Origin of the sequence: Caballeronia sp. GACF4, from assembly GCF_023631025.1 — a bacterium.
Lineage (GTDB): Bacteria > Pseudomonadota > Gammaproteobacteria > Burkholderiales > Burkholderiaceae > Caballeronia.
This window is the reverse complement of sequence record NZ_JALQDW010000018.1, coordinates 507,430-532,159: the sequence shown is the minus strand read 5'-3', so window position 1 is coordinate 532,159 and position 24,730 is coordinate 507,430. Positions and strand designations below refer to the sequence as shown.

23 protein-coding genes are annotated in these 24,730 nt (G+C 61.9%); 15 read left to right on the top strand and 8 right to left on the bottom strand.

Going from position 1 to position 24,730, the window contains the following annotated elements; genetic code table 11:
- The first annotated feature begins 219 nt into the window (after positions 1 to 219).
- Positions 220 to 651: an OsmC family protein gene (locus NCR40_RS17510; RefSeq protein ID WP_244829538.1), complete on the top strand. Its 432-nt coding sequence runs from the start codon at positions 220 to 222 to the stop codon at positions 649 to 651.
- Positions 652 to 712: 61 nt separating this feature from the next.
- On the opposite strand, the gene NCR40_RS17505 is transcribed toward NCR40_RS17510, so the two are convergent.
- Complete coding sequence (locus NCR40_RS17505; RefSeq protein WP_250510100.1) at positions 713 to 1,687, bottom strand: GGDEF domain-containing protein; 975 nt, start codon at positions 1,685 to 1,687, stop codon at positions 713 to 715.
- A 282-nt stretch (positions 1,688 to 1,969) separates the two neighbouring features.
- Between NCR40_RS17505 and NCR40_RS17500 the strand changes: the two genes are divergently transcribed.
- The 4 genes from NCR40_RS17500 to NCR40_RS17485 all read left to right on the top strand — a co-directional run bounded on the left by NCR40_RS17500 (position 1,970) and on the right by NCR40_RS17485 (position 5,758).
- Positions 1,970 to 3,076 carry a calcium:cation antiporter gene (locus NCR40_RS17500; RefSeq protein ID WP_409014897.1) on the top strand — a complete coding sequence of 369 codons (1,107 nt, stop codon included), beginning with the start codon at positions 1,970 to 1,972 and terminating at the stop codon, positions 3,074 to 3,076.
- 129 nt (positions 3,077 to 3,205) lie between these two features.
- Complete coding sequence (locus NCR40_RS17495; protein ID WP_244829543.1) at positions 3,206 to 4,015, top strand: ABC transporter substrate-binding protein; 810 nt, start codon at positions 3,206 to 3,208, stop codon at positions 4,013 to 4,015.
- Positions 4,016 to 4,099: 84 nt separating this feature from the next.
- Complete coding sequence (locus NCR40_RS17490; RefSeq protein WP_250510098.1) at positions 4,100 to 5,215, top strand: succinylglutamate desuccinylase/aspartoacylase family protein; 1,116 nt, start codon at positions 4,100 to 4,102, stop codon at positions 5,213 to 5,215.
- A 78-nt stretch (positions 5,216 to 5,293) separates the two neighbouring features.
- Complete coding sequence (locus tag NCR40_RS17485; RefSeq protein WP_244829546.1) at positions 5,294 to 5,758, top strand: RbsD/FucU family protein; 465 nt, start codon at positions 5,294 to 5,296, stop codon at positions 5,756 to 5,758.
- A gap of 42 nt (positions 5,759 to 5,800) precedes the next feature.
- Here the strand turns inward: NCR40_RS17485 and NCR40_RS17480 are convergent, their stop codons facing one another.
- Positions 5,801 to 6,136: a hypothetical protein gene (locus tag NCR40_RS17480; protein ID WP_250510097.1), complete on the bottom strand. Its 336-nt coding sequence runs from the start codon at positions 6,134 to 6,136 to the stop codon at positions 5,801 to 5,803.
- A gap of 453 nt (positions 6,137 to 6,589) precedes the next feature.
- On the opposite strand from NCR40_RS17480, the gene NCR40_RS17475 reads away from it, so the two are divergent.
- Both NCR40_RS17475 and NCR40_RS17470 read left to right on the top strand, forming a co-directional pair.
- A complete protein-coding gene (locus tag NCR40_RS17475) occupies positions 6,590 to 6,964 on the top strand; it encodes a hypothetical protein (RefSeq protein WP_250510096.1) in 375 nt (124 codons plus the stop codon).
- Positions 6,965 to 7,234 carry a DUF1488 family protein gene (locus NCR40_RS17470; RefSeq protein ID WP_250510095.1) on the top strand — a complete coding sequence of 90 codons (270 nt, stop codon included), beginning with the start codon at positions 6,965 to 6,967 and terminating at the stop codon, positions 7,232 to 7,234.
- 39 nt (positions 7,235 to 7,273) lie between these two features.
- Here NCR40_RS17470 and NCR40_RS17465 read toward each other — a convergent pair whose 3' ends face one another.
- Both NCR40_RS17465 and NCR40_RS17460 read right to left on the bottom strand, forming a co-directional pair.
- Positions 7,274 to 8,953 carry a response regulator gene (locus NCR40_RS17465; RefSeq protein WP_250467170.1) on the bottom strand — a complete coding sequence of 560 codons (1,680 nt, stop codon included), beginning with the start codon at positions 8,951 to 8,953 and terminating at the stop codon, positions 7,274 to 7,276.
- Between the two features lie 4 nt (positions 8,954 to 8,957).
- Positions 8,958 to 10,475: an ATPase domain-containing protein gene (locus NCR40_RS17460; protein ID WP_250510094.1), complete on the bottom strand. Its 1,518-nt coding sequence runs from the start codon at positions 10,473 to 10,475 to the stop codon at positions 8,958 to 8,960.
- 283 nt (positions 10,476 to 10,758) lie between these two features.
- Here NCR40_RS17460 and NCR40_RS17455 point away from each other — a divergent pair, with 283 nt between their 5' ends.
- Positions 10,759 to 10,911, top strand: a complete 153-nt coding sequence (locus NCR40_RS17455; RefSeq protein ID WP_244829554.1) for a hypothetical protein — start codon at positions 10,759 to 10,761, stop codon at positions 10,909 to 10,911.
- Between the two features lie 156 nt (positions 10,912 to 11,067).
- Here NCR40_RS17455 and NCR40_RS17450 read toward each other — a convergent pair whose 3' ends face one another.
- From NCR40_RS17450 to NCR40_RS17440, 3 genes are all read right to left on the bottom strand, one after another.
- Positions 11,068 to 12,474 (bottom strand): NCS2 family permease, encoded by a 1,407-nt coding sequence (locus NCR40_RS17450; protein WP_244829561.1) that lies wholly within the window; start codon positions 12,472 to 12,474, stop codon positions 11,068 to 11,070.
- Between the two features lie 329 nt (positions 12,475 to 12,803).
- Positions 12,804 to 14,537: a gamma-glutamyltransferase gene (gene ggt, locus NCR40_RS17445; protein WP_250467169.1), complete on the bottom strand. Its 1,734-nt coding sequence runs from the start codon at positions 14,535 to 14,537 to the stop codon at positions 12,804 to 12,806.
- Positions 14,538 to 14,627: 90 nt separating this feature from the next.
- A complete protein-coding gene (locus NCR40_RS17440) occupies positions 14,628 to 15,389 on the bottom strand; it encodes an SDR family NAD(P)-dependent oxidoreductase (protein ID WP_250510093.1) in 762 nt (253 codons plus the stop codon).
- A 166-nt stretch (positions 15,390 to 15,555) separates the two neighbouring features.
- On the opposite strand from NCR40_RS17440, the gene NCR40_RS17435 reads away from it, so the two are divergent.
- A complete protein-coding gene (locus tag NCR40_RS17435; protein ID WP_250510092.1) occupies positions 15,556 to 16,026 on the top strand; it encodes a VOC family protein in 471 nt (156 codons plus the stop codon).
- Between the two features lie 190 nt (positions 16,027 to 16,216).
- Here the strand turns inward: NCR40_RS17435 and NCR40_RS17430 are convergent, their stop codons facing one another.
- Positions 16,217 to 17,119, bottom strand: a complete 903-nt coding sequence (locus NCR40_RS17430) for a LysR substrate-binding domain-containing protein (protein ID WP_250510091.1) — start codon at positions 17,117 to 17,119, stop codon at positions 16,217 to 16,219.
- A gap of 403 nt (positions 17,120 to 17,522) precedes the next feature.
- Here NCR40_RS17430 and NCR40_RS17425 point away from each other — a divergent pair, with 403 nt between their 5' ends.
- The 6 genes from NCR40_RS17425 (at position 17,523) to NCR40_RS17400 (ending at position 24,615) form a co-directional block, all read left to right on the top strand.
- Positions 17,523 to 19,142: a peptide ABC transporter substrate-binding protein gene (locus NCR40_RS17425; protein WP_250510090.1), complete on the top strand. Its 1,620-nt coding sequence runs from the start codon at positions 17,523 to 17,525 to the stop codon at positions 19,140 to 19,142.
- 7 nt (positions 19,143 to 19,149) lie between these two features.
- A complete protein-coding gene (gene oppB / locus NCR40_RS17420) occupies positions 19,150 to 20,070 on the top strand; it encodes an oligopeptide ABC transporter permease OppB (protein WP_244829572.1) in 921 nt (306 codons plus the stop codon).
- A 10-nt stretch (positions 20,071 to 20,080) separates the two neighbouring features.
- The gene (locus NCR40_RS17415; protein WP_250467162.1) at positions 20,081 to 20,971 is read left to right on the top strand and encodes an ABC transporter permease subunit; all 891 of its coding nucleotides are present in this window, start codon (positions 20,081 to 20,083) and stop codon (positions 20,969 to 20,971) included.
- Positions 20,972 to 20,974: 3 nt separating this feature from the next.
- Positions 20,975 to 21,973: an ABC transporter ATP-binding protein gene (locus tag NCR40_RS17410; protein ID WP_244829587.1), complete on the top strand. Its 999-nt coding sequence runs from the start codon at positions 20,975 to 20,977 to the stop codon at positions 21,971 to 21,973.
- Positions 21,966 to 22,958, top strand: a complete 993-nt coding sequence (gene oppF / locus NCR40_RS17405) for a murein tripeptide/oligopeptide ABC transporter ATP binding protein OppF (protein ID WP_250510089.1) — start codon at positions 21,966 to 21,968, stop codon at positions 22,956 to 22,958. Before NCR40_RS17410 ends, oppF begins: the two co-directional genes overlap by 8 nt.
- A gap of 229 nt (positions 22,959 to 23,187) precedes the next feature.
- Positions 23,188 to 24,615: an OprD family outer membrane porin gene (locus NCR40_RS17400; RefSeq protein WP_244829589.1), complete on the top strand. Its 1,428-nt coding sequence runs from the start codon at positions 23,188 to 23,190 to the stop codon at positions 24,613 to 24,615.
- The last annotated feature ends 115 nt before the right edge of the window (positions 24,616 to 24,730 follow it).

Below are 24,730 nucleotides of genomic sequence, written 5' to 3'. Positions count from 1 at the left end.
CCGAGTATGCAGCGCATGTTGCACGCCGTCTGCGCATGCGCCGGCGATCCGCTACGATAGGGCAGGCGCGGCGTCCAGGAGCAAACACAAGCGGATGCGCCGCGTCCGACAGCACCCGTCATCGAGCGTCAGGCACGGCGCGTGCGAACTCAGCGCCGCATGCGTCACGCGCCATTGGCGCCAGTCAACGCAATTTCACCCCATCTCTGGAGAACTTTCATGCAAAAGACAGCATCGGCGAAGTGGAGCGGCGGCATTAAGGACGGCAAGGGTTTCATCTCGACGCAAACCGGCGTGCTCAACGAAGCGCCGTATGGCTTCAAGTCGCGTTTCGAGGAAGGTCCGGGCACGAACCCGGAAGAGTTGATCGGCGCGGCGCACGCTGGCTGCTTCACGATGGCGCTTTCGCTGCAACTCGAACTCGCGGGTCTGAAGGCCGAAAGCCTGGAAACGAAATCGACCGTCACGCTCGACAAAGACGGCGAAGGCTTCACCATCACCGCGTGTCAACTCGATCTGAAGGCGAAGATTCCCGGCGCGGACAAGGCTGCATTCGACAAGGCCGCGCAAGCCGCGAAGGAAGGCTGCCCGGTGTCGAAGCTGTTTGCGGGCAACGCGAAGATTACGCTGAACGCCGAACTGGTTTCCTGAGCGTTCGAGGCGTGGTTTGAGTGAAAAGACGCGGACCGGTTATCTCGACCGTCCGCGTTTTTTAATGCCGCGCCGCGTTCTTCCTCTCGGCCTTATGCGCGTACATTTTGCTGTCGCTTTCAATCAGAAGGTCGAAGAAACTCGCATGCTGCGCGGGATCGAACTGCGTCTGTCCAACGCTGAAGCGAATCTCGTAACCGCGTGTGGCCGAAGCATTGTGCGCAGCCAGCTTTGCGCGCAGACGTTCGAGCGCGTGGGCGGCTTCCTCGTCGCTCGCGTCGGTCAGGAGCGCGACGAATTCGTCGCCGCCAAGCCTGCCGATGACATCGCTTGCACGCAGCGAAGCGCGCAAGGCATCGGCGAAAGTGACGAGCGCGCGGTCGCCTTCCGCGTGACCGAAGGTGTCGTTGATACGCTTGAAATCGTCGAGATCGAAAAACAGCAGCGACGCGCGCCGATCGAGCCGTTTGCAGATATTGAGCGCATGCCGCGCTAGCGCTTCGAAACCGCGACGGTTGGCAATGAGCGTCAGGTCATCGACGGTTGCAAGTTCGATCGCCGCGATCTCCTGTTCCGCGATATGCGCGAGATCGCGCAAGAGGCTGCGCTCTTCGCCGTCGAATTCGCGGGGACGGGTATCGATGAGACAAAGCGTGCCCAACTTGCTGCCATTGGGCACCGTCAGCGGATGCCCCGCGTAAAACCGAATGCCGGGCGCGCCAGTCACGAGCGGATTGTCATGGAAGCGCGTATCGATGCGCGCATCGGGAATCATCAACACGTCGTCATGCAGAATGGCGTGCGCGCAGAACGACACATCGCGCGAAGTCTCCGGCACATCGAGACCGATGCACGACTTGAACCACTGCCGATTCTCATCGATCAGGCTCACGAGCGCGATCGGCACGCCGAACAGACGCCGCGCCAGGCGCGTGAGACGGTCGAAGCGCTCTTCCGGCGGGGTATCGAGGATATTCAGCGAGCGCAGCGTGGCGAGCCGGGCGGCTTCGGTCGGGGGTTTGGGCGCGACGAGCATGGATCTCCGTTTCCTGAGACGGTTTGGCGGCAGGGCCGCTGACGACGGGACAATCGGCAACAGCGCTTATTCTCCGACAAATACGCCAATTCTTCAGCACGAAGCCGAGCGCAGCGCTCGCTTCGACAGTCTCGCGCCGCGCGGCGTTTTCGCTATCATGCCGATGGACCGCGGCCCTTTGTCACGGCGCTTTCATCGCCCTTGCAGCGCACCTTCGTCGCGCAGGCGGGTCGGACATGGTGGCACTTCGCCATGAACCGACGACCCCTTTACCTGATTCGCATGGAGCGCCCATTGAAACTCAAGTTCGACTGGACCGTCATCACCCCGATTCTCGCGCTCGTCGTGCTCGTGGCCACCGCGCTCATTCACAACACCGCGCTCATGGCGCTGGCTGCCATCGCGCTGGCGTTCGCGGTGTTCGCGGCCGTGCATCATGCCGAAGTAGTCGCGCATCGCGTCGGCGAGCCGTTCGGCACGCTGGTGCTGGCCATTGCGGTGACGGTGATCGAAGTCGCGCTGATCGTCTCCGTCATGCTGTCCGGCGGCCCCGAAAAAGCCGGCTTGCCGCGCGACACCGTATTCGCCGCGATCATGATCTGCAGCAACGCGATCATGGGGCTGTGTCTGCTGATCGGCGGCATGCGGCATCACGTGCAGGATTTTCAGTTGCAGGGCGCAAGCGCCGCGCTTGCCATTCTCTGCGCCATGTCCGTGCTCACGCTCGTCCTGCCGAACTTCACGAGCACCGTGCCGGGACCGGGTTTGTCCACTTCGCAACTCGTGTTCGTCGGGGTGATCTCGCTCGTGCTGTATGTGGTGTTCGTGTTCGTGCAGACCATCCGGCATCGCGACTACTTTTTGCAAGCCGTGCCGGATGTCGTCAAGCTAACCGCCACGGAAGACGACGTGCCCCATGCGCCGCCGCCGACCAACGCCGCCGCATGGACCGCGCTCGGCCTGCTCGTGCTTTCGCTTTTGTCCGTGGTCGGGCTGGCGAAGCTCTTGTCGCCTGCGGTCGAGGCGGGCGTCGCGGCAGCCGGTGCACCCGAGGCGGTCGTCGGCGTGGTGATCGCCGCGCTCGTTTTGTTGCCCGAAGGTCTCGCGGCATTGCGCGCGGCGCGTCTGAACCGGCTGCAAACGAGTTTGAACCTTGCGCTAGGCTCGGCGCTCGCGAGCATCGGTTTGACCATTCCCACGGTTGCGATCGTGTCGATCCTCATCGGCCAGCCTATCTCCCTCGGGCTCGCGCCGAAGGAGATCACCATGCTCGCGGTGACGTTGCTCGTCTCCGTGATCACGCTCGGCACCGGGCGCTCGACCGTGCTGCAAGGCGTCGTGCATCTGGTGATCTTCGCGGCGTTCCTGTTCCTGACCGTCGTGCCATGAGCATCGACGCATGCGGTTTTGCTACCATTCACGGTTTTCCGGCGCGCGCCGCGGGTTTCGTCGACCCGTCACGCGCTTGGCAGTAATCGCTCCGGCGTCAATTTTTACCGCAAGTCTCGAAGGATTGGAATGTCGTTCAAGAAGTCAGTCAGCAAGTCCGCATCGTTCGCTTTCTCCGCGATGCTCGCAGCACTCGCCGTCACCTCGGTTTCCGTTCACGCCAAGGAACTCACGCAGATCCGCTTCGCCGTCGATCCCAGCTACCCGCCGTTCGAATCCAAGCAGGCGGATGGCAAGCTGGCCGGTTTCGACATCGACCTCGGCAATGCGCTTTGCGCGCAGATGAAGGTCAAATGCGTGTGGGTCGAAAACAGTTTCGACGGCATGATTCCCGGCCTCAAGGCGCGCAAGTTCGACGCCGTGTTGTCCGACATGGGCATTACCGAAGAACGCCTGAAGCAGATCGATTTCACCCAGCCGCTCTACGATACCCACGCGCAACTCGTCGCGCGCGCGGGCTCGGGCATTCTGCCGACGCCGCAGGCGCTCAAGGGCAAACGCGTCGGCGTCGAACAGGGCACGGTGCAGGAACACTATGCGCGCGTGAAGTGGGAACCGCAGGGTGTGACCGTCGTGCCTTACGGCGATGAGGATCAGGTCGAGAACGATCTGGTCGCGGGCCGTATCGACGCCATGTTCACCGATGCCGCGCAAGCCGCCATCGGCTTTCTTAAGAAGCCGCAAGGCAAGGCGTTCGCGCTCGTTGGGCCGATTGTCGAAGACCGGGCGATCATCGGTCCGGGCACGGCAATCGGCTTGCGCAAGGGCGACGCCGATCTGAAGAACGGCCTGGACCAGGCGTTCGACGCGATCAAGAAGGACGGCACGTTCAAGCGCATCATGGCGAAGTATTTCGCCACCGATATCTCGATTCAGTAAGCGCCCTGGCGTTTAGCGTTCCGAGTATCGACCGAAAAGGCATCGCTTGCGGTGCCTTTCTTTTTTTACGAGGCAATTCATTCCATGCAGGTCACGCACCATCCGCTCGTCGCCGCTTCGCCTGGAACGGGGCGCGCGATCACGAGCTACGCCTTCGGCGCGGAACATGGGCCGAAGGTCTATATCCAGGCATCGCTGCACGCCGACGAACTGCCGGGCATGGTGGTCGCGTGGTATCTCAAGCGGCATTTCGCGGAGTTGGAAGCGGCGGGGCGCCTGAACGCGCGGATCGTGCTCGTGCCCGTGGCGAATCCGGCCGGGCTCAATCAGCACTGGTTCGGCACGCAAATGGGCCGCTTCGACATGCAGTCCGGACAGGATTTCAACCGGCGCTTTCCCGCGCTTGGGCCGGGGCTCGTCGATGGACTCAAGCAACACCTGACTGGCGATGAAACGCACAACGCCCGCGCCATCCGCGCCGCCTTGCGCGATACGTTCGCGGCGCTCGAGCCCGCGACCGAACTCGAATCGCAGCGCATCGCGCTGATGACGCTGGCTTGCGATGCCGATCTCATCATCGACATGCATTGCGACTGGGAAGCCGTCGCGCATCTCTACACGACGCCCGAGGCCTGGGTTCGGATCGAACCGCTTGCGCGCTATCTAGGCAGCGAGGCGCAATTGCTCGCGGACGTTTCGGGCGGCGAGCCGTTCGACGAAGCGTGCGTATCGGCGTGGCGTTATCTGCGTGACGCGTTCGCCGGACGCTTCCCCATTCCTCGGGGCGCGGCAACCGTCACTCTCGAACTGCGCGGCGTGCGCGACGTATCGCGCGAAACCGCCTCGCGCGATGCACAGGCAATCGTCGATTATCTGACGCACGCGGGTTTTATTTCGGGCGATGCCCCCGCGCTGCCCGCGCTCGCCAATCCGCCGACGCCGCTTGCCGGATGCGACTACCTTCACGCGCCGATCTCCGGCGTGATTCTGCATGCGCGCGAAGTTGGAGAGAGAGTGTGCGCGGGCGATGTCGTCGCTGAAGTGCTCGATCCGCTCCATGACGAGCTCGTGCCGCTCATCGCGCAGAGCGACGGCGTGTTGTACGCGCGGCACTGGACGCGGTTCGCGACGGCGGGAATGCTGGTGGCGCGCATCGCGGGCGCGGAAGTCCGGCGCGAAGGCGACCTGCTCGTGCCTTGAAGTTGCCGACGAGTCGTCCCACGCGGTTACCATACGTCGGCAAACCCGGTTTCAATGTCCACGGAGAACGACAGGAACATGCTGAAGAATCTCGATCCCTTGCTCAACGCCGACATCCTTCACGCACTCTGCGCGATGGGCCACGGCGATGAAGTCGTCATCTGCGACGCCAACTTTCCCGGCGATTCCGTCGCGCGTCAGACCGTGCGCGGACAATTGCTGCGTCTCGACGGCATCAACGCGCCGCGTGCGGTGCGGGCCGTGTTGTCTGTGCTGCCGCTGGATACGTTCGTCGATCATCCCGCCGAGCGCATGGAAGTGGTCGGCGACCCGGATGCGCTGCCTGCCGTACAGCGTGAAGTACAACGCGAAGTCGACGACGCCGAAGGCCGCGCCGTTCCGCTCGCGCCCGTCGAGCGCTTCGCTTTTTACGAGCGCGCCAAACAGGCTTATTGCGTGATTCAGACGAGCGAAGCGCGCGGCTACGGCTGCTTCATCTTCAAAAAGGGCGTGCAACTCGCGCCCGACACGCCAGCGCAATGACACGCTGATTTCTTGACACTAGCTTGCGGCGCCTGACCGCGATCATGAAAACAGAATAGCCGGCCGGGCAACCCAGCGCGGCTTTCTGTCGGGCGCCTGCGCAAGCAGGGTCGGCCCGGCGGGAAGCGAGACATCCACGAGCGTATTACGGCGCGAGCATACCTTGCAGATGAAATAGCAGCCGAAGCTGTCGACGCTAGCTTCGGCCTTGGCGCGCGAGATCCTGCCGCTGCATCGTATGCAGGTCCACATAGATTCACCTTCGTTGTCGGAAAACTGGCTTTGGCTGGTTTCGCGCCGCCAGCGAAGTTCTTCCGATACCGGCTCTTTCGAGACCGGCAACTCGTCGAAGGTTTGCTCGCCATGAAACGCGAACACGTTGTCAAATGCACGTGGCTTGGTGCGACGTGTCTCGTGAAATGACAGTCAGAAAACTTGCTCGATAAGCGCTGCCGCCAGTACTGGACAAATGCGGATCAGGGCAGTTTCAACGTGTAGTGATGCTGCCTCACCATGCGCTCAAAGCGAGCGAAAAGCAAACGGTATCGGGAAGGAGCAAGCAGAATGAGGCTGTTTCGGCTTGATATTAAGGCATGCTATAAAAGCTTCGAAAAGGCTTCGAGCCGTGCTTCCACTCTCTCAAAACTGCCGGTAAAAAAATAAATCGCGACAGTTCCTCCGAAAGCGCCCACACTATGTGGCGCAGCAGTCGCCTTCGCGTCTGTGCAAGTCGGGGAGCAGGATCATGGCAAAAGGTCAGGTACGCGGAAATAAAGAGGCTAAAAAGCCCAAACAGCCGAAGAAAGTAGAGTCGCCGGCAGCGGCTGTATCGTGGGCCACGCCCAAGAAGAGCGCGGAAGCCAGCGCATCCGTGAAGAAGAAATAGCCTTAGCGCGACATTCGTTCAAGCTGTCCTCGGTGCATGGCGCGACGACGCTCTATTCTGACTTCGCCATCGAAGTGGAAGTCAGACGCCCACCACCGAGTCCCGATGTTTTCTCTTTCCGGACTGGAACCAGCATGACAACGAGACCCAAAGTCAATCCCGCCGTGGCCGTCAAACAAAGCGAATATACGATCGCGCAGAAGTCGCGTGCATCGGCGCTGAGCAACGCGGACAGCGAGCGCGCTCAAAAGCGCCGCGATAATGACGCGCTTATCGACGTCAACGCGAGCAAGTGGCGTTACGTGGGCCCGGGTGTCTAGATGGGAAAGCCCGCGGAAGTCCTCAACTTCCCGAACCCCAGCCGCAGCTACGACGCCGCAAGACACGGCGTGTGCTTCTGGGGTTACGACAGCAAGCGCGAGATCAGCTTTCTGGTCGAGGACAAGATGCTTGCCGCGCTGAATCCCGGCATGGGCACGGGTGAGATGGCGCTACTCGCCACGTTCGACCGTAATCGCGAACGCATTCTCGAACTGGCGAAGGGTCTCTACACGGGCGGCCCGCAGAATCGTTATACGATCCACGAGTAGCGTTCAACGCCGTGTAACCGTCACGTTGTCGCGGCGGCTTCAGTTGTCCAGCGCAATACGCACCGTGCGCGCGAGTTCATCGAGCTGAAACGGCTTGCGCAGCGCAGCGAAGCGCTTTTCCTTGATCTTCGATACATCGACGTCCGCATAGCCCGTTGCCAGGATCACCGGCAGATCGGCACGCAGTTCACGCGCTTTCGCGATCACCTCCATGCCGTTCATGCCGGGCATCGCGAAGTCGACCATCATCAGATCGGGATGGTCCAGTGGCAGGCGTTTGAGGCCGTTGGGGCCGTCGCAGGCGTGCGTCACCGAATAGCCGAGCGTCTGCAGGCATTCGACGAGCATCTCGCGCACGTCTTCGTCGTCCTCGACCACGAGGATGCGCTTCGCGCCCGATGCGCTGTCCTCGGGTTTGAGCGCAACGTCGGCTTCCTGCAAATCCTTCGCGCCCAGCGGCAACCAGATTTCGACGCTCGTCCCTTTGCCCGGTTCGCTTTCGATACGCGCCACGCCGCCCGCCTGCCGCGCGATGCCGTAGACCTGGCTCAAGCCGAGCCCCGTCCCTTTGCCGACTGGTTTGGTCGTGAAGAACGGGTCGAACACGCGCGACAGCACGCCTGGCTCGATGCCCGAGCCCGAATCGCTCACACGGATGACCACGTAGCGTCCTGCCGTGAAGGTTTCGTCGGGCGCGGGGCGCTCGCCCGCGTGGATCGTGAGGCGCCCGCCGCCGGGCATGGCGTCGCGCGCATTGATCGTGAGATTGAGGACGGCCAGTTCCAGCTGATTGGCATCCGCCTGGGTCCAGAGATCTTCGGAATCGGAGGTCGTGGTGAACGCGATCGACGAGCCGAGCGAGATCGAGATGATGTCGCGCATGCCTTGCAAAAGCGACGCGACGTTGACCGCTTTCAGATCGAGATTGCTGGTGCGCGAAAACGTCAGCAACTGCGCGGTGAGCTTGGCGCCGCGTTCGGTGGCGCGCTTGGTCGTCGCGGCCATTTTGCGCACGCGCTCGTCGCTGCTGATTCGCGCGATCAATTCCGCGTTCGCCATGATGACATTCAGCAGATTGTTGAAATCATGCGCGATGCCGCCCGTCAATTGCCCGAGCGCCTCCATCTTTTGCGACTGCACGAGCACGGCCTGCACCTTGGCGCGCTCGTGGATTTCGCGCATCAGGCGATTATTTGCCGATGCCAGTTCCTGGGTGCGTTCGGCGATACGGCTTTCCAGCGAGTCGTTGAGCCGTTCGAGCGCTTCCTGCGCCTTCGAGCGCGCGATCAGATGCTGCTCCGACTCCGCGAGATGCCGGCGCGCATCGTACTGGCGCGCACGCGCCCGCAGCGACGACATCACCGCGCGGCGCAAGGTCTCCGAGTTCAGCGGACGTTCGAGGACGAGCACGTTGCCAAGACGCTCCAGCATGTCGATACTCGCCGCCGAGCGCCGTTCGGTTGCGCGTCCTGAAAGCAGAATGATGGGAAAGTCGGACCACGCCGGTTGCCGGTCGATCCAGGCGGCGAGCACTTCGCCGTTGTCGCTCTTGAGCGATTCCTCGGTGACGATGGCAGTGCCCGCGCCGCGGTCGAGTTCGGCGGTGAGGCAAACCGAATCGGCGCACGCGAAGCAATCGCGGTCATCGAATGCGAGGACATCGGCGATTACGTCGGCATCGCGGCCGAATGGCGCCACTATCAGAACGCGAAACTCCATGGCGCTAGTTCCCCGAGGAGCCCGCGTGACTGGTGTCGGGAACCAGCATGGCCGTGCCGCCCTTGTACGAAGGCAGGCCGCTCAGAATGCCTTCGAAGTCGCGCAATGCCTCGCCGACGTTCAGCCCGCCCGCGCCCAGCTGAAATTGACGAATCGAGCGCTCATGGCCGCTCGCGCGGCTTTTCACGGCGGTCAGCGCCGTCAGCACTTCGCCTTGACGCTCGAAGTAGCGAAACAGCAGGACCACGTCACTGAGATAACTGATATCCACGTCGCTCTGTATTTCGCCGATGATTCCATGCTGCCCCAGCACCAGCATCGTGATGACACCGCGCTGGTTCAGATAGGTGAGCAGTTCGTGCATTTGCAGGAGCAGGTAGCGCTCGCCGGGCATCGCTTGCAGATACGCGTTCAGGCTGTCGATGGCAACGTAGCGCGCGTTGCCCTGTTCGACGCTCTGTCGCACGCTGCTCGTAAACTCTCCGGGCGATATTTCGGCGGGATCGACCTGGCGCAAGTTCAGCAAGCCGCTGTCGAGATGCGGCCGCAGATCGATGCCGAGGCTCGTCGAGCGCCGCAAAAGCGTGGTGCGCGTTTCATCGAAAAGATAGTAGACACACGGCTCGCCGCGTTCGAGCGCGGCGAGCAGACACGAGGTCACGGTGGTCGTCTTGCCCACGCCCGACGGCCCGACGATGAGCGTATTAGTGCCTGGCACGAGGCCGCCGCCGAGAAGCGCATCCAGCCCGGCCGTGCCGGTGCTGAGCGGCTTTGCCGAAAAATCGGCGTGATGTTCAGACGCGATCAGACGCGGATAGACTTCAATGCCGCCGGTGTTCAGCGTCATGTCGTGAAAACCTTCGCGAAACTTGATGCCGCGCATCTTCGCAATCCGCAGGCGCCGGCGCTCGCCGCCGTAGTCGTGCACGAGATTGTCGAGGCACAGCACGCCGTGCGCGATGCTGTGCAATTGCAGATCGCCCGGCTCGGACGTGTTGTCGTCGAGCAGCATGACGGTGCAGGCGCGCGTCGCGAAGTAACGCTTCAACGCGAGAATCTGTCTGCGATAACGCAGCGGGTTTTGCGAGAGCATGCGCAACTCGGACAAGCTGTCGAAGACGAGTCGCGCGGGCTTCACTTCATCCACTTGCGCGATGACATCGCGCACGGTTTCGCCCAGTTCCACTTCAGCGGGATGCAGAACGGTCTGCTCGTAACGCGGGTCGAGCCCTTCGTCCGATAGAAGTTCGATGATGGTAAAGCGCTTCGTGTCCCAGCCATGGCTTTCGGCCACGGCGACGAGTTCTTCCTTCGTCTCCGAAAGCGTCACATAAAGACCTGGCTCGCCGACTTCCGCGCCCTTGAGTAAGAACTGCAAGGCGAGAGTCGTTTTGCCCGCACCCGGCGCACCTTCGATCAAATACATGCGATGCGGCGTCAATCCGCCGCCGAGAATGTCGTCAACTCCCTCGATGCCCGTCGGAATGCGGGCGGGCACGGCTTGCGTGGTTTTTTCTGGCATGTGCTCGCGCTTTCTGTTGTCTGGCCTTTTTATCTGGCCTTTCGCGCGAGCAATCGGAAACCATTGGAGAACGCCCGCGCCTCGCGTGGCGGTTGCAAGAAGCGAGCCAGTACACGCCGGCGCTGCGACGTTCGTTAAATTTACCTACTATCCAGCAAATTCCTGTTGCAAAAATCCAAACCAGAGCGACGCTTTTTAAGATTTGGTTGCAATGCAGCATGAAAAGGGTATAGTTAGGGTTATCCCCTAGCTAGTTACCCTGATTCTTTACCTGAGAGACGCCATGAAAACCACCGCTCAACAATCTTTGTTCGTTTCGTTCGGTTCGTTCCTGCGCTCGGCGAAGGCAACGGTGCGCCGTGAGTGGAATCGCGCGCTGCAATTGCATCTGCAAAACTGCGAGATGCTCGTCGAATCGTATCGCCGCACCAAGTAAGTCGGACAGTACCCGGTCAGAGTTTCAAAGCAACGCCCCGGAAGCGAATGGCTCCCGGGGCGTTTGTCTTTTGCGAGCGCGTACCGCAGCTCGCCAGAGCGACAACGGCGCGCCTCCTCACGGAGAGCGCGCCGTTGTCGCATCGGATGGCGACGTCTAGATCGCCCAGCCGCCGAGATAGAACACCGCGAGCACGATCGCGATCGCGACCGTCCCCACGTTCAGCTTGCGATACTCGCCCGCCACGATCCGCCCGATCACCAGCGTGCAGAAGCCAAGCATGATGCCGGTGACGATATTCGCCGACAGCACGATGAACACGGCGCATACGAGCCCGGACATGGAGTCGACGGTATCGTCCATGTGCAGCTTGCTCACGTTGCCGAGCATGAGCAGGCCGACGTACATCAAGGCGGGCGCCGTCGCGTAGGAGGGCACGAGACCGGCGAGCGGCGAAAGGAACATCACCGCGAGAAAGAGCAGGCCGACGACCGTTGCCGCAAGCCCCGTCTTCGCGCCCGCCGCCACGCCCACCGACGATTCGATATACGCCGCCGCCGGTGCACCACCAAAGCATGCGGAGAAGATCGAGCTGAGCGAATCGGCCGTCAGCGCGCGTCCGCCGTTGACGATGCGCCCGTTGGCGTCGATCTGACCCGCCTGGCCCGCGACGGCGCGGATCGTTCCGGTGGCGTCGAACACGGCGGTCATCACGAGTGCGAGCACGCTCGGCAGCACGGCCATCGAGAGCGCGCCCTTGATGTCCATCGCGCCGATGAGCGACGCGTGTCCCGGCGTCGCGAGCGAAGGCAGCGCAAACACGCCGTGAAAGCGCACGGACGGATCGAAGATCAGGCCGATAGCCGACAGGCCGACCACCACGAGCAGAATGCCGCCCGGCACGCGCCGGCGTTCCAGCCCGAAAATCGCCGCCAGGCCGAGCACCGACATCAGCACGGGAAACGCGCGGATCGCGCCCAGCGAAACCGGCATGCCCGGCGCGGGATTTTTAACGATCAGGCCGACGTCGTTGGACGCGATCAGCAGCAGAAACAAGCCGATGCCGATGCCCGTGCCATGCGCGACGCCCGTCGGCAGATTGCGCAAGATCCACGAGCGCACGCCAGTCACGGAGATCGCGGTGAAAACGACGCCCATCAGGAACACGGCGCCCAGTGCGATGGCAGGCGAGAGGCCTTTGCCGAGCACGAGACCGAACGCGGTGAATGCGGTCAGCGAGATGGCGCAACCAATCGCGATAGGCAGACGCGCCCATACGCCCATCAGCAGCGAGCCGAACGCGGTCGTGAGGCACACGGCGACGAACACCGCGCTGGTATCGAAACCGGCCTTGCCGAGCATGCCCGGCACGACGAACACGGAGTAGACCATCGCGAGAAAGGTCGTGATGCCCGCGACCACTTCGGTCTTTTCCGTGCTGCCAGCGAGCGATATGCCGAAGTAGCGGTCAAGAAAGCCGCCGCTCGCGGTCGGTGCCGTGTCCTCTCGTTCGATAGGGGAAATGTCGATGTCGCCAAGCTGCTGGGCGGGGGATTCCAACATGAGCTGCTCCTTTATCAGCACGCTGAAACGGTCGACCGTGCGCGCAATCAAGCGCACTGCGGTCCGTCGTCAGGGTCGTCTCGTATTTAGTTCTGGATGTAGCCTCGTGCTCGCCGCTGATGGCTGCACTCGGTCAGGACAAAGACTATGGGAACGCAACGCGAGGTCCAATCCCGTGGAAAACATGCCGCTCATGCCAACATTCTTATATTTCTGAGAGTCCTAAGCTGGCTGGGGCTTCCCGCCAGAACGATAAACGCCGGACTAGGGCAAATGCCTAGGCCGGCGTCGGGGGTGAACGCTTCGTCACGTACGCCCTGACAAACCCATTACTGCATGATTCGCGATACACCGCGTCCGCGCGGGTCGGACATGGGCTCGGGCGTGTCGCCGTTGATGCGGATAGCCTGAATGTCGCCATTGAAGCCTTGCATCGTGAACTTATAGCCCTTGTCTTCGAGCTGCTTCACGACTTCCGGATCGAGCTGATGGAACGGCTCCTGGTAGATCGTGTCCGGCGGCAGCAACTGATGATGAAAACGCGTCGCGCCCACGGCTTCAGGTAGCGGCAAGTTGAAGTCGTAGACGTTCGAGAGCACCTGGAAGATCGACGTGAAAATGCGCGAGCCGCCCGGCGTGCCGATCACCATCGCGACCTTGTCGTCGCGCGTGAGGATGGTCGGCGTCATGGAAGACAGCGGCCGCTTCTTCGGCTCGATGGCGTTGGCGTCGCTGCCGACCACGCCGAACATGTTCGGCACGCCCGGCTTGGAAGCGAAGTCGTCCATCTCGTCGTTGAGCACGACGCCCGTGCCTTCGGCGATCACGCCCGAGCCGAAGTAGCCGTTGATGGTGTAGGTGTTCGACACCGCGTTGCCCCATTTGTCGACGACAGAAAAGTGCGTCGTCTCCGCTTTCTCGGGCATCGATGTACCGAGGCCCGGCAGCACGCTCTTCGTCTCCGAGGGCTTGTCGGGATTCACTTCCTGTGCGCGTTTCAGGATGTAGTCGTCGTCGGTGAGTTGTGCGACCGGCACCTTGTAGAAGTCGGGATCGCCGAGATATTGCGCACGATCGGCGAAGACGCGTTTTTCGATTTCCGCGACGAGGTGAATGTACTGCGCCGAATCCAGCGGCACGCCTTCGAACTTGTCCTTCAGGTCCGCCTTCATCTTGAGCAACTGCACGAGGCCGACGCCGCCCGAACTCGGCGGCGGCGCGGTGATCACGCGATAGCCGTTCCAGCTCGCGACGATCGGTTGCCGCCAGACCGCCTTGTAGTCTTTCAGATCGCGCGACGTGATGAGGCCGTGGCCCGCCATGGAAGTGGCGATCAGCTCGGCCGTTCTGCCTTCGTAGAAGCCCTTGGCGCCCTTGTCGGAGATGCGCTGCAAGGTATCCGCGAGATCGGGCTGCTTGAATACCTGACCCGCCTTCATGCCGCCGAAGTAGAGATCGAAATTCGTCTTGCCGGCGAAATCCTTCGATGCGGCGTCACGCCGGGAAATCAGTTGATCGTCGACGAGAAAGCCGTTTTCCGCATACTTGATGGCGGGCGCGAGCACCTGCTTCCACTTCAGCTTGCCGAAGCGCTTTTGCGCCTGCCACATGCCTTCCACCGTGCCCGGCACGCCGACCGCGCGATGTCCGTAAAGGCTCATGCCCTTGATGACCTCGCCCTTGTCGTCGAGATACATGTTGCGCGTGGCGGTGAGCGGCGCGCGTTCGCGATAGTCGAGGAAGTACGGACGATGATCCACGTACAGCGTCATGAATCCGCCGCCGCCGATGTTGCCCGCTTCCGGATAAGTCACCGCGAGCGTGAAGGCGATGGCGACGGCTGCATCGACCGCGTTACCGCCTTGCTTCAGGATTTGCTCGGCGGTGTCGGCGGCGAACTTGTCGGCAACCGCCACGGCCGAGGCGGTGAGGACTTGCGGCTGAGTGTCCGCGGTCTTGGCAACGGCGGGCGTGGTTTCGACGAAACCGGCCGCCAGAAGCGCCGAGGCAACGATGGCGCTCAATGCGAGCGTGCGAAAGCGCGGTTCTCTTTTCGACTGCATCTCCTGCGTTCTCCTTAGGCTTTTCGGGGTTGTAAGCGCTTATACCATGTTCGCGGCGCGCCAAGAAATGGCACGCGCCGCATCATGCGCTCAAGGCATCAACTGACCGCCGTTCACGTCGATGATCTGGCCAGTCACATAGCGCGACATCGCCTCGGAGGCGAGATAGAGGAACGCGCCGCTGCAGTCGTCCGGCTCGCCTATGAAGCCCATCGGAATTGACTTGCGGAAGGATTCGAGCTGTTCCGGCGAGGTGAAGCGCTCCTGAAACGGCGTCTGGATCACGCCGGGCGCGACGGCGTTCACGCGGATGCGATCGCCCATCAATTCCTTGGCCATGCCCTTGGTGATCGTGCTGACAAAGCCTTTCGACGCCGCATAAAGCAGCGCGCCCGGACCGCCGCCGTTGCGCGCCGCGACCGAGGTCACGTTGATGATCGAACCGCCGCCGCTCGAACGCAGCGAGGGCAGCGCCGCGCGCGTGAATGCAACCACCGAGCGCGCATTGATATGCATGACTTCGTCGAAGAGTTCGTCGGTAACGTCGCCGATCGGCTCGCGCTTGACGAGGCTTCCCGCGTTGTTGATGAGCACGTCGATCTTGCCGAAGGCTTCGACCGTCGCGGCGACGGCGGCATCGATGGCCTTCGAATCGCGCACGTCCGCACCCACGGTGACGGCCGAGACTCCCAGCGCGCGCACGTCGCTCGCCACTTGCTCGGCTTGGTCCTTCGAGCTGTTGTAGTGCACCGCGACATTCGCGCCGTATTGGCCGAACGCACGCGCCGCCGCCGCGCCGATACCCGTGCTCGCGCCGGTGATGAGGATCGATTTGCCTTTCAGATCGTGCATGAGTGCTCCAGTGTGGTTGTTTTATGAACGGGACAGGTTGCGCCAGCCAAGAGTATACGGAGCATTCGCGGGCGGCGTCGGGCGGCGCGCAAGCCGCGCCCAAACCGGCCGCAAACAGTGGCAACATGTTCATCTGCTCACGTCGAAGTGAAACCAGGAGACGCACATGAACGCACAAGTCGATCCCATCCCCGCCGGCCGTCAGGGCGTGATCCCGTACATCGCGGTGGCGGGCGGCGTGACGGCCATCGAGTTCTATACGAAGGTGTTCGGCGCTACCGAGATCTACCGGCTCGAACAGCCGGGCGGGCGCATCGGGCATGCGGAGTTGTCTATCGGCGGCAAGGTCGTCTATCTGTGCGACGAATTTCCGGAGATGGATGTGAAAGGCCCGCTCTCCATAGGCGGCAGCCCGGTGATGCTGCATCTCTATGTCGATGACGTCGATGCCGTTGCCCAGCGCGCGGTGGACCAGGGCGCGACCATTCTGCGCGCGGTCGAAGACCAGTTCTATGGCGATCGCGGCGGCAAGATCCGCGATCCGTACGGGCATGTGTGGTGGGTGGCAACGCACCGCGAAGATGTGTCGCCGGAAGAGATGCAGCGGAGGGCGGAGGCGTTGTTTGGCGGGGCGTGATTCTTCAACGCCCATCTGACGCGCTTACGATACGCGCGACGAGTCGGCTCGCGTGGAGCACGCGTCCGTCGGAACGACGCGCCACGATGAATTCGCCAGCTACGAAGCGCGCTTGTCGGCGCGAGCGCCGCGAAGAATTCACTACGCATCGAAACGCGGGTGAACCGCGCGCCACGCTCGAACGAAGCCGCTACGCATCGAACGAATAAGTCTCGACCACGCGCCGCACCGATTCCCTGAACGACGCGACGAGATCCGAACGAATGCCGCTGCCCGGATACGACAGCGCGTATTCATATTCGATATCGGTTTCGAACGGCCGCACGACCACGCCGTGCGAGCGCCAGACCTTGGCCGCGAACGGCTCGACGATCGACACGCCCAGACCGCCCGCGACCATCGCGTAGCGCGTGTGGGCAGTGTCGGTGAGCACGGTATAGCGGGGCCTTTCTTCGGTCGCCGAAATAAGCGATTGCTCCGCCTCGTAAGGCTGCCGCGCATTGGGCAGCCAGCCGATCAGCTTCTCGCCGCGCAAGTCGTCCGGACGGATGATCTTCTTCGCAGCGAGCCTGTGCGACGCGGGCATGGCGCAAAGCGCACGCGCTTTCAGCAAGGTCTCGACTTCAATGCCTGCCACCGCGGGAAATGCCTGACTCAAGGCAACATCGGCGGTGTGATTTTGCAGGCTGACGAGCACCTCGGGCACCTTCACCGAATCCACCTTGATCGGCACGCCCGGATGACGCTCCATGAAGTCGGCAAGCACGGGCGGCAACAACGTGGTGGCCAACACCGGCATGCAGGCGACGGTCAGGCCGTCCGAGGCTTCGTCGCGGATCATCTGCGCGACCTGTTTCAGGCGCTCCAGCCCGAGGAAGTTTTCCTCGACGGACTTATAGAAGCGCAGGCCCGCGTTGGTCGGATTCAGACGGCCGCCGATACGGCTGAAGAGGCTGAAGCCGAGATCGGCTTCGAGATCGGCAATCAGGCGGCTGATGGCCGGTTGCGTCACATGGAGTTTGCGGGCGGCGCCGACGCTGGTGCCCGTCATGATGAGGCTACGGAATGCCTCGATCTGGCGAAAACGAATCATTTTGGGGACGGCTTTGTCAAGCGGCTCTGGTAGTGCAGTTTCGGTACTGCGAGGACGCAGATCTTATAGGAAACAATGCTTTACTGCCTTTTCGCTGCGCTTTGACGCATGCCGACCGTGTGTGTTTTGCCAACAATTCGCACGAGTATTCGAAAAATTTAGTCACTATAACGACATGTGAGTGGCATCCGTCTTATTGATACGAAATACTCGCCGCCAACCTAGAAGCGCGATGAAAGGCCCGGCGTAAGCCAAAGGCTGGCCGCGGCGCGCGGGGGCAGTGCTTCGGGCTCTACGAATCTAGCCATGATGATTCGTTGAGCCAATTGTTTAGTGCAGCCGAACTAAACGACCGGCGCAACAGCAACGATAACCAAGACAACGAGACAAGAAGGAAAACGCAATGCGCACGACCTCACTTACGCCCAAATACGCTCTCGCGATGCTCGCGGCGCTGGCCTTCACGATGTCGGCGCACGCTGCCATCGTGCCGTCGGGCGTTACGCTTGCCGCCAAGCAGGAACTGGTGCGCAATAACGGCTCCGAAGTCGAAACGCTCGACCCCGCGCTGGTCGAAACGGTCGTGGCGGCGAACGTCACGCGCGACCTGTTCGAGAGCCTCACCGCCGCCAACGCGGACGGCACCGTGGTGCCGGGCGTGGCCGAAAAGTGGGAGCAGAAGGACGCAACCACCTGGCTCTTCCATCTGCGCAAGAACGCCCGTTGGTCCAATGGCGAGGCTGTCAGCGCAAACGATTTCGCGTACGGCTGGCAGCGTTTCATCGACCCGAAGACGGCATCTTCTTATGCGAGCGTGTTCGGGCCGTTTCTCCTGAATGGCGCCGAGATCGTCGCGGGCAAGAAGCCGGCTAACGCGCTCGGCGTGCGCGCCATCGACGCCTATACGATCGAAGTCAAGACCGCTGGCCTCGTGCCGTTCCTCCCGGAACTGATGTCGAATCAGAACTTTGCGCCGGTGTATCGCGCGGGCGTCGAGAAATATGGGAAAGACTGGACCAAGCCGGGCAAGCTCGTGAGCAACGGCGCGTTTCAGTTGAAGGACTGGCAGGTCAACAGCAAGCTCGTGCTGACGAAGAACGCGAGTTACTGGGACAAGGAACATGTGCAGCTGACGCAAGTGACCTATCTGCCCGTCGAGGACGAAAACACGGACGTGAAGCTCTTCCAGTCGGGCGATAACGACATGACTTATCAGATTCCGACTGGCACGTTTGCCAAGTATCGCCAGCAGTTTCCGAACGACATTCGCAATTCGCTGATCCTCGGCACGCGCTATTACAGCTTCAACAATCGCGATCCGCTCCTGAAGGACGTGCGCGTGCGCAAGGCCTTGTCAATGGTGATCGACCGCGATCTGCTCGCGCAGCGCGTGACCGCCGACGGCCAGACGCCCATGTACGGGTTGATGCCCAAGGGCGTGCAGGGCGCGGATGTATCGGCATATGACTGGTCTGCCTGGCCGATGTCCAAGCGCGTCGAGGAAGCGAAGAAACTGCTCGAACAAGCCGGCGTGAAACTCGGCACGAAGCTGCGTTTCGCCATGAACACGAGCGACTACAACAAGAAAATGGCGATTTTCGCGGCGTCGGAATGGAAGACCAAGCTCGGCCTCGACACGCAGATCGAATCGATGGAATTCAAGGTTCTGGTCAAGAAGCGTCACGAGGGCGACTATCAGATCGCGCGCAATGGCTGGGTCGCCGACTACAACGACGCCACCACGTTCCTCACGCTCGTGCAGTGCAAGTCCGAGCAGAACGACAACTTCAATTGCAATCCGAAGGCCGACGCGCTCGCGCAGCAAGCCAGCGAGACGACCGATCAGGCGAAGCGCACGCAGTTGCAGACGCAGGCGGCGAAACTCGTGATGGAGGATTATCCGTTCCTGCCGCTCCTGCAATACGGCCTGCCGCGACTGGTGAAGAGCTACGTAGGCGGCTATTCGCTCAAGAATCCGATGGATCACTACGGCAGCAAGGACCTCTACATCGTCAAGCACTGAGATACCTATGTGGTCTTATACATTGCGGCGCGTGCTGCTCACGCTGCCTACGCTTCTCATCGTGATCACGGTGTGCTATTTGCTGCTGCACGCCACGCCCGGTGGTCCGTTCGACGGCGAGCGCAAGGTTTCCGCCGAAGTGCTCGCGAATCTGCAGGCGAAGTATCACCTCGGCGAGCCGTTGTGGAAGCAGTACCTGCTGTATCTCGACAGCTTGTTGCACGGCGACCTGGGCGCCTCGTTCCGCTATGCCGACTGGAGCGTGAACGAACTCGTGCTGCGCGCCTTGCCGGTGTCGCTCTCCATCGGCGGCGTGTCGATGCTGCTCGCCATCATTATCGGCGTCGCCTTCGGCGTGGCGGCGGCGCTTCGGCGCAACAGCATGATCGATTACGCGCTCATGTTCGTGAGCAACGCGGGCAACGCGTTTCCCTCGTTCGTGATCGGGCCGGTACTGATCCTCGTGTTCGCCATTGCGCTGAAATGGCTTCCCGCGGGCGGCTGGAACGACTTTCAGATGCGCTACATGGTGCTGCCCATCGCGCTGCTCGTGATGATCAACGTCGCCACCGTGGGCCGTGTGACGCGTGCGAGTCTCATCGAAGTGATGAACACGCAGTACATCCGCACCGCGCGCGCGAAGGGCTTGCCCATGCGCACCATCGTGCTTCGCCATGCGATGAAGCCCACGCTCATTCCAGTCGTCTCGGTGCTCGGTCCGCTCGCGATTTCCTCGATCACGGCGGCGGTCGTGACGGAGTCCGTGTTCTCGTTGCCGGGCATCGGCAAGCTGATCGTGAACGGCGCGGCCAACCGCGATTACACACTGGTGCTGGGACTCGTCGTGCTCGTCACGGTGGTGGCCGTGCTGCTCAACCTTTTGGTCGACCTCGCCTATGCGTGGCTCGATCCGAAGATCCGTTACTAAAGGGCGCCCAATGAAATCCGTATCTTTAGCGCCGCTCTTGGAACAGGCCGTCGCGGGCCGAAGCCCCTGGCAGGACGCCCGCGCACGCTTCGTGCGCAACAAGGCGGCGGTGGTCAGTCTCGCGTTGCTCGCGGTCATCACGCTTATCTGCGTAGTCGGACCGTGGCTCTTGCCGAATCAGTTCGATTCCGCCGACTGGAACGCCATGAGCGCCGCGCCCACGTTCGAAAACTGGCACCTCTTCGGCACCGATGAAACCGGGCGCGATCTGCTCGTGCGCTGTCTCATCGGCGGACGCGTGTCGCTCGTGATCGGCGCGCTCGCCACGTTGACATCGGTCACGCTCGGCATCGTGTGGGGCGCGCTGGCGGGATTCATCGGCGGGAAGATCGATAACGCGATGATGCGTTTCGTCGACATGATGTACGCCATTCCGTACCTGCTGATCGCCATTCTCATGGTCACGCTGCTCGGCCGCGAGTTCTATCTCGTCGTGCTCACCATCACCGTGTTCTCGTGGATGGACATGGCGCGCGTGGTACGCGGCCAGACGCTCGCCATTCGCTCGAAGGAATACGTGGAAGCGGCGCGCGCCATCGGCGTGCCGACCTCGCGCATCATCGTGCGGCATGTGGTGCCGAATCTGCTCGGCATCGTCGCGATCTATACCACCGTCACGGTGCCCGGCGTCATTCTTACCGAATCCGTGCTGTCGTTTCTCGGGCTCGGCGTGCAGGAACCGATGACGAGCTGGGGCGTGCTGATTCAGGACGGCGTAGGGGTGATGGAAACCTCGCCGTGGATTTTGCTGTGTCCGGCGGCGCTGCTTTCGATCACGCTCTATTGCATCAACTTCGTCGGCGACGGTTTGCGCGACGCACTCGATCCGAAGGACAGGTGAGTCATGCCGCTACTTCAAGTCAGCGATCTACAGGTCGAGTTCAAGACCAACGACGCCACCGTGCGCGCGGTCAACGGCGTGAACTTCACGCTGGAAGCGGGGGAAACGCTCGGTATCGTCGGCGAATCGGGTTCGGGCAAGAGCCAGAGCGTGCTCGCCATGCTTGGGCTGCTTGCATCGAACGGACGCGCGAGCGGGCAGGCGCTGTATCGCGGGGAAAATTTGCTCGGGCTGTCGGGCAAGGCGCTGAACCGCATTCGCGGCAACCGTCTCTCGATGATCTTTCAGGACCCGATGAGTTCGCTCAATCCGTACCTGAGCATCGAACGGCAGATGACCGAAGTGCTCGAACTGCACAAGAACATGACGCGCCGCGCGGCGAAAAAGCGTGCCATCGGCATGCTCGAAGCGGTACGCATCCCGGAAGCCGCGCATCGTATCGGACAATATCCGCATGAGTTGTCGGGCGGCATGCGTCAGCGCGTGATGATCGCCATGGCGCTGCTCTGCGAGCCCGAAGTGCTTTTCGCCGATGAACCGACCACCGCGCTCGACGTCACCGTGCAGGCGCAAGTGCTGCAATTGCTGCGCGATCTGCAGCGCGACTTCGGCACGTCGATCGTGTTGATCACGCACGACCTCGGCGTGGTGGCCGGTCTCTGCGAAAAAGTCATGGTTATGTACGGCGGCCGCGTGATGGAGCAGTGCGATGCGAGCACGCTGTTCGCAAAGCCGTCGCATCCGTACACCATCGGGCTCTTGCGCGCGCTGCCGCGTCTCGACAAGAGCGGCGGCGAACTGACCGGCATTCCGGGCAACCCGCCGAACATGGCGCATCCGCCCGCGGGCTGCCCGTTTCACGAACGATGCGCGCATGCCGCCGAAGACTGCGTGCAGCACGTGCCCGCGTTGCGGCCGGTCGATGGCGTGCACTGGCTGCGCGCCTGCCACCGTTCCGCCGAAGACATGATCACCCGCTATCAGGAGGCGAGCCATGTCTGATGCATCGGCCCCGACGATACTTTCCGTGCGCGATGTCCGCGTGCATTTTCAGGTGAAGTCGAAGAAGCGCTTGCCGTGGGCGCCGTCGCGCACGCTCAAGGCCGTCGACGGCGTGAGCTTCGATCTGAAGGCGGGCGAAACGCTCGGCGTGGTCGGCGAATCGGGCTGCGGCAAGTCCACGCTCTCGCGCGCCATTCTCAACCTCATTCCCGCGACCGCCGGCGATATCGTGTGGATGGGCGCGCCGTTGCGCGAAGCATCGACGCGCGAATGGCATCGCGTACGCGGCGACGTGCAGATGATCTTTCAGGATCCGCTGGCATCGCTCGATCCGCGTATGACGGTCGGGCAGATCATCGCGGAGCCTTTGCTCGAACATCGGCCGGGCATGAGCCGGCACGAGATCGACGTTAAGGTGCGCGCGTTGATGGCGAAGGTGGGTCTGCGCGAACAGATGATCAACCGCTATCCGCACGAGTTTTCGGGCGGGCAGTGTCAGCGCATCGGCATTGCGCGCGCGTTGATCGTCGAGCCGAAACTCGTGATCTGCGACGAGCCGGTGTCCGCGCTCGATGTCTCCATCCAGGCGCAAATCGTCAATTTGCTGAAGTCGCTTCAGAAGGAGATGAAGCTCTCGCTGATCTTCATCGCGCACGATCTCGCCGTGGTGCGCCATATCTCCGACCGCGTGATGGTGATGTACCTCGGCCGCGTGATGGAGCTTGCCGACAAACACGCGCTCTATGAAACGCCGCGCCATCCGTACACGCGCGCGCTGCTTTCGGCCGTGCCGGTGCCGGACCCGTCGGTCGAGCGCGCCAAGGTCGTGCAGATTCTTTCCGGCGATATTCCGAGCCCGATCGACCCGCCATCGGGCTGCGTGTTTCATACGCGCTGTCCCATGGCCGAGTCGCGTTGTTCGCTGGAGACGCCCACGTTGCGCGCGTTGGCGGAGGGATCCTCCGCCGCCTGCTTCTTTGCTTGATTTACATCTAAACACGTCGAATAGAGGAACCCGGAAACTCGCCCTAAAGCACTATCAATTTCGCTCGCGCGCAGCATGGCGCGTCTTCTGTTCGCCCTAGCCGTTTGCCACGTTCGTCCCGACCGTTTGTATCGCCGGACGTGGCTTTTCGCATCCGTTCGTTTCGGAATCCTTCATGGATTTCGATGGAGCAATCAACAGGTTGAGTCAGTAGTTGGAGATACTTTTCATGAAAAAACAAAAACGTTCCCTCGCGCTTTCCATTTTGCTTTTCAGCGGCTTCATGGCCGCTTCGGTCGCGTCCTACGGGCAACAAGCCCCGGCACAGACCGACGATACCGACCCGCCGTCGCGGCATACCGAGGCGCCGCCTTCATCGCCGCCCAATACCGAGGCAGATGCGCCCGTGAGCAATCAGGCGAAATCGAAAGGGCTGATCGAAGACTCGCATCTGAACTTGCTCACGCGCTCTTACACCGAGCATTTCGAAGCGAAGGGCGCGGAGAAGAAGGACGCGTGGGTGCTCGGCGAGCAAGCGGTATTCGAATCGGGTTACACGCGCGGTCTCGTCGGTCTCGGTTTCGATCTGACGATGTTCGGCGCGCTCAAACTCAACGGCGGCAGCGGCGCGGGCAACCGCGTACGGATCGGCGCGCCGGGCGAAGCGGGGCGCACGCAACTTGCGTGGGCGTATCCCGGCGTGTGGGACGTGAAGGCGCGTGTTTCGAACACCGTGTTCAAGTACGGCCAGCAACTCTTCGATAACCCGTTCCTCGTGCCGCACGACAATCGCGCGCTGCCGCCGACATATCGCGGCTTCTCGCTTGCCAGCGACGAGATCAAGAACCTGACCTTGAAGGCCGGTACCGTGGATGGCGTGATCGCGCGCGGCATGGCGAGCGTTACGGGCCTGACCACCGAGTACGGCGGCACGCACATGTCGCAGTTCACGTATTTCGGCGGCGACTGGACCCATGGCGACGATACCGCCGTCACGCTCTACGGCAGCGTCGCGAACAACGTGTGGCAGCAGTACTACCTCTCGGCGACGCAAAGTATCGGCGACCCGAAAACCGTGCGCTGGACCGGCGCGCTGAACTACTACTACACGGGCGCGATCGGCGACAAGCGCCAAGGCTCGATCAACAACAACGCGTACAGCCTGGCGCTTGCCGGCACGCACGGCGCGCATACGCTTCAATTCGCGTTTCAGCAGATTGCAAGCGATCAGTTCTTCGACTACGTGGGCCAATCCGCGGGCGACTATCTCTCGAATTCGCTGGATGTCGACTACAACGCGCCGCACGAAAAGTCCGTGAGTCTGTCGTATTCGCTCAACATGAAGGAGTACGGCGTGCCCGGCCTGAAGTTCACGCTGTGGGGCGCGTATGGCTGGGACGCGGATGCGACCGCCATGGCCAACCAATATGCCAACCCGGATAGCAGCCAGCACGGGCTCTACTGGAAGGACGGGCAGCCGGTGCATGGCACGCACTATGAAATTGGCGTGATCCCGAGCTATACGGTGCCGGACGGCAAGTTCAAGAACACGTCGGTCAAGTTCTACTACATGCACCATCACGGCAGCCAATACTATTCGGACGGAACGAGCGACGTGTATCGACTCATGGTCAACGTCCCAGTGAACGTGTTCTGACGCGAAGCGAGAATCCTACAAAATCTCCTCTTTACATTACGTATAGCTTTCATATATAAAGAGAGTGCGTGTTGCGGATTGCCATGTCTCGCCCACGCACATCGCCCGGCAGCCT

Coding starts and splice junctions, on each gene's coding strand:
- NCR40_RS17425 (WP_250510090.1), top strand. CDS start 17,523: ATGCGCACGACCTCACTTACGCCCAAATACGCTCTCGCGATGCTCGCG.
- oppB (WP_244829572.1), top strand. CDS start 19,150: ATGTGGTCTTATACATTGCGGCGCGTGCTGCTCACGCTGCCTACGCTT.
- NCR40_RS17460 (WP_250510094.1), bottom strand. CDS start 10,475: ATGCCAGAAAAAACCACGCAAGCCGTGCCCGCCCGCATTCCGACGGGC.
- NCR40_RS17470 (WP_250510095.1), top strand. CDS start 6,965: ATGGGAAAGCCCGCGGAAGTCCTCAACTTCCCGAACCCCAGCCGCAGC.
- NCR40_RS17430 (WP_250510091.1), bottom strand. CDS start 17,119: ATGATTCGTTTTCGCCAGATCGAGGCATTCCGTAGCCTCATCATGACG.
- NCR40_RS17510 (WP_244829538.1), top strand. CDS start 220: ATGCAAAAGACAGCATCGGCGAAGTGGAGCGGCGGCATTAAGGACGGC.
- oppF (WP_250510089.1), top strand. CDS start 21,966: ATGTCTGATGCATCGGCCCCGACGATACTTTCCGTGCGCGATGTCCGC.
- NCR40_RS17400 (WP_244829589.1), top strand. CDS start 23,188: ATGAAAAAACAAAAACGTTCCCTCGCGCTTTCCATTTTGCTTTTCAGC.
- NCR40_RS17490 (WP_250510098.1), top strand. CDS start 4,100: ATGCAGGTCACGCACCATCCGCTCGTCGCCGCTTCGCCTGGAACGGGG.
- NCR40_RS17435 (WP_250510092.1), top strand. CDS start 15,556: ATGAACGCACAAGTCGATCCCATCCCCGCCGGCCGTCAGGGCGTGATC.
- NCR40_RS17465 (WP_250467170.1), bottom strand. CDS start 8,953: ATGGAGTTTCGCGTTCTGATAGTGGCGCCATTCGGCCGCGATGCCGAC.
- NCR40_RS17440 (WP_250510093.1), bottom strand. CDS start 15,389: ATGCACGATCTGAAAGGCAAATCGATCCTCATCACCGGCGCGAGCACG.
- NCR40_RS17500 (WP_409014897.1), top strand. CDS start 1,970: ATGGAGCGCCCATTGAAACTCAAGTTCGACTGGACCGTCATCACCCCG.
- NCR40_RS17410 (WP_244829587.1), top strand. CDS start 20,975: ATGCCGCTACTTCAAGTCAGCGATCTACAGGTCGAGTTCAAGACCAAC.
- NCR40_RS17455 (WP_244829554.1), top strand. CDS start 10,759: ATGAAAACCACCGCTCAACAATCTTTGTTCGTTTCGTTCGGTTCGTTC.
- NCR40_RS17450 (WP_244829561.1), bottom strand. CDS start 12,474: ATGTTGGAATCCCCCGCCCAGCAGCTTGGCGACATCGACATTTCCCCT.
- NCR40_RS17485 (WP_244829546.1), top strand. CDS start 5,294: ATGCTGAAGAATCTCGATCCCTTGCTCAACGCCGACATCCTTCACGCA.
- NCR40_RS17415 (WP_250467162.1), top strand. CDS start 20,081: ATGAAATCCGTATCTTTAGCGCCGCTCTTGGAACAGGCCGTCGCGGGC.
- NCR40_RS17505 (WP_250510100.1), bottom strand. CDS start 1,687: ATGCTCGTCGCGCCCAAACCCCCGACCGAAGCCGCCCGGCTCGCCACG.
- ggt (WP_250467169.1), bottom strand. CDS start 14,537: ATGCAGTCGAAAAGAGAACCGCGCTTTCGCACGCTCGCATTGAGCGCC.
- NCR40_RS17495 (WP_244829543.1), top strand. CDS start 3,206: ATGTCGTTCAAGAAGTCAGTCAGCAAGTCCGCATCGTTCGCTTTCTCC.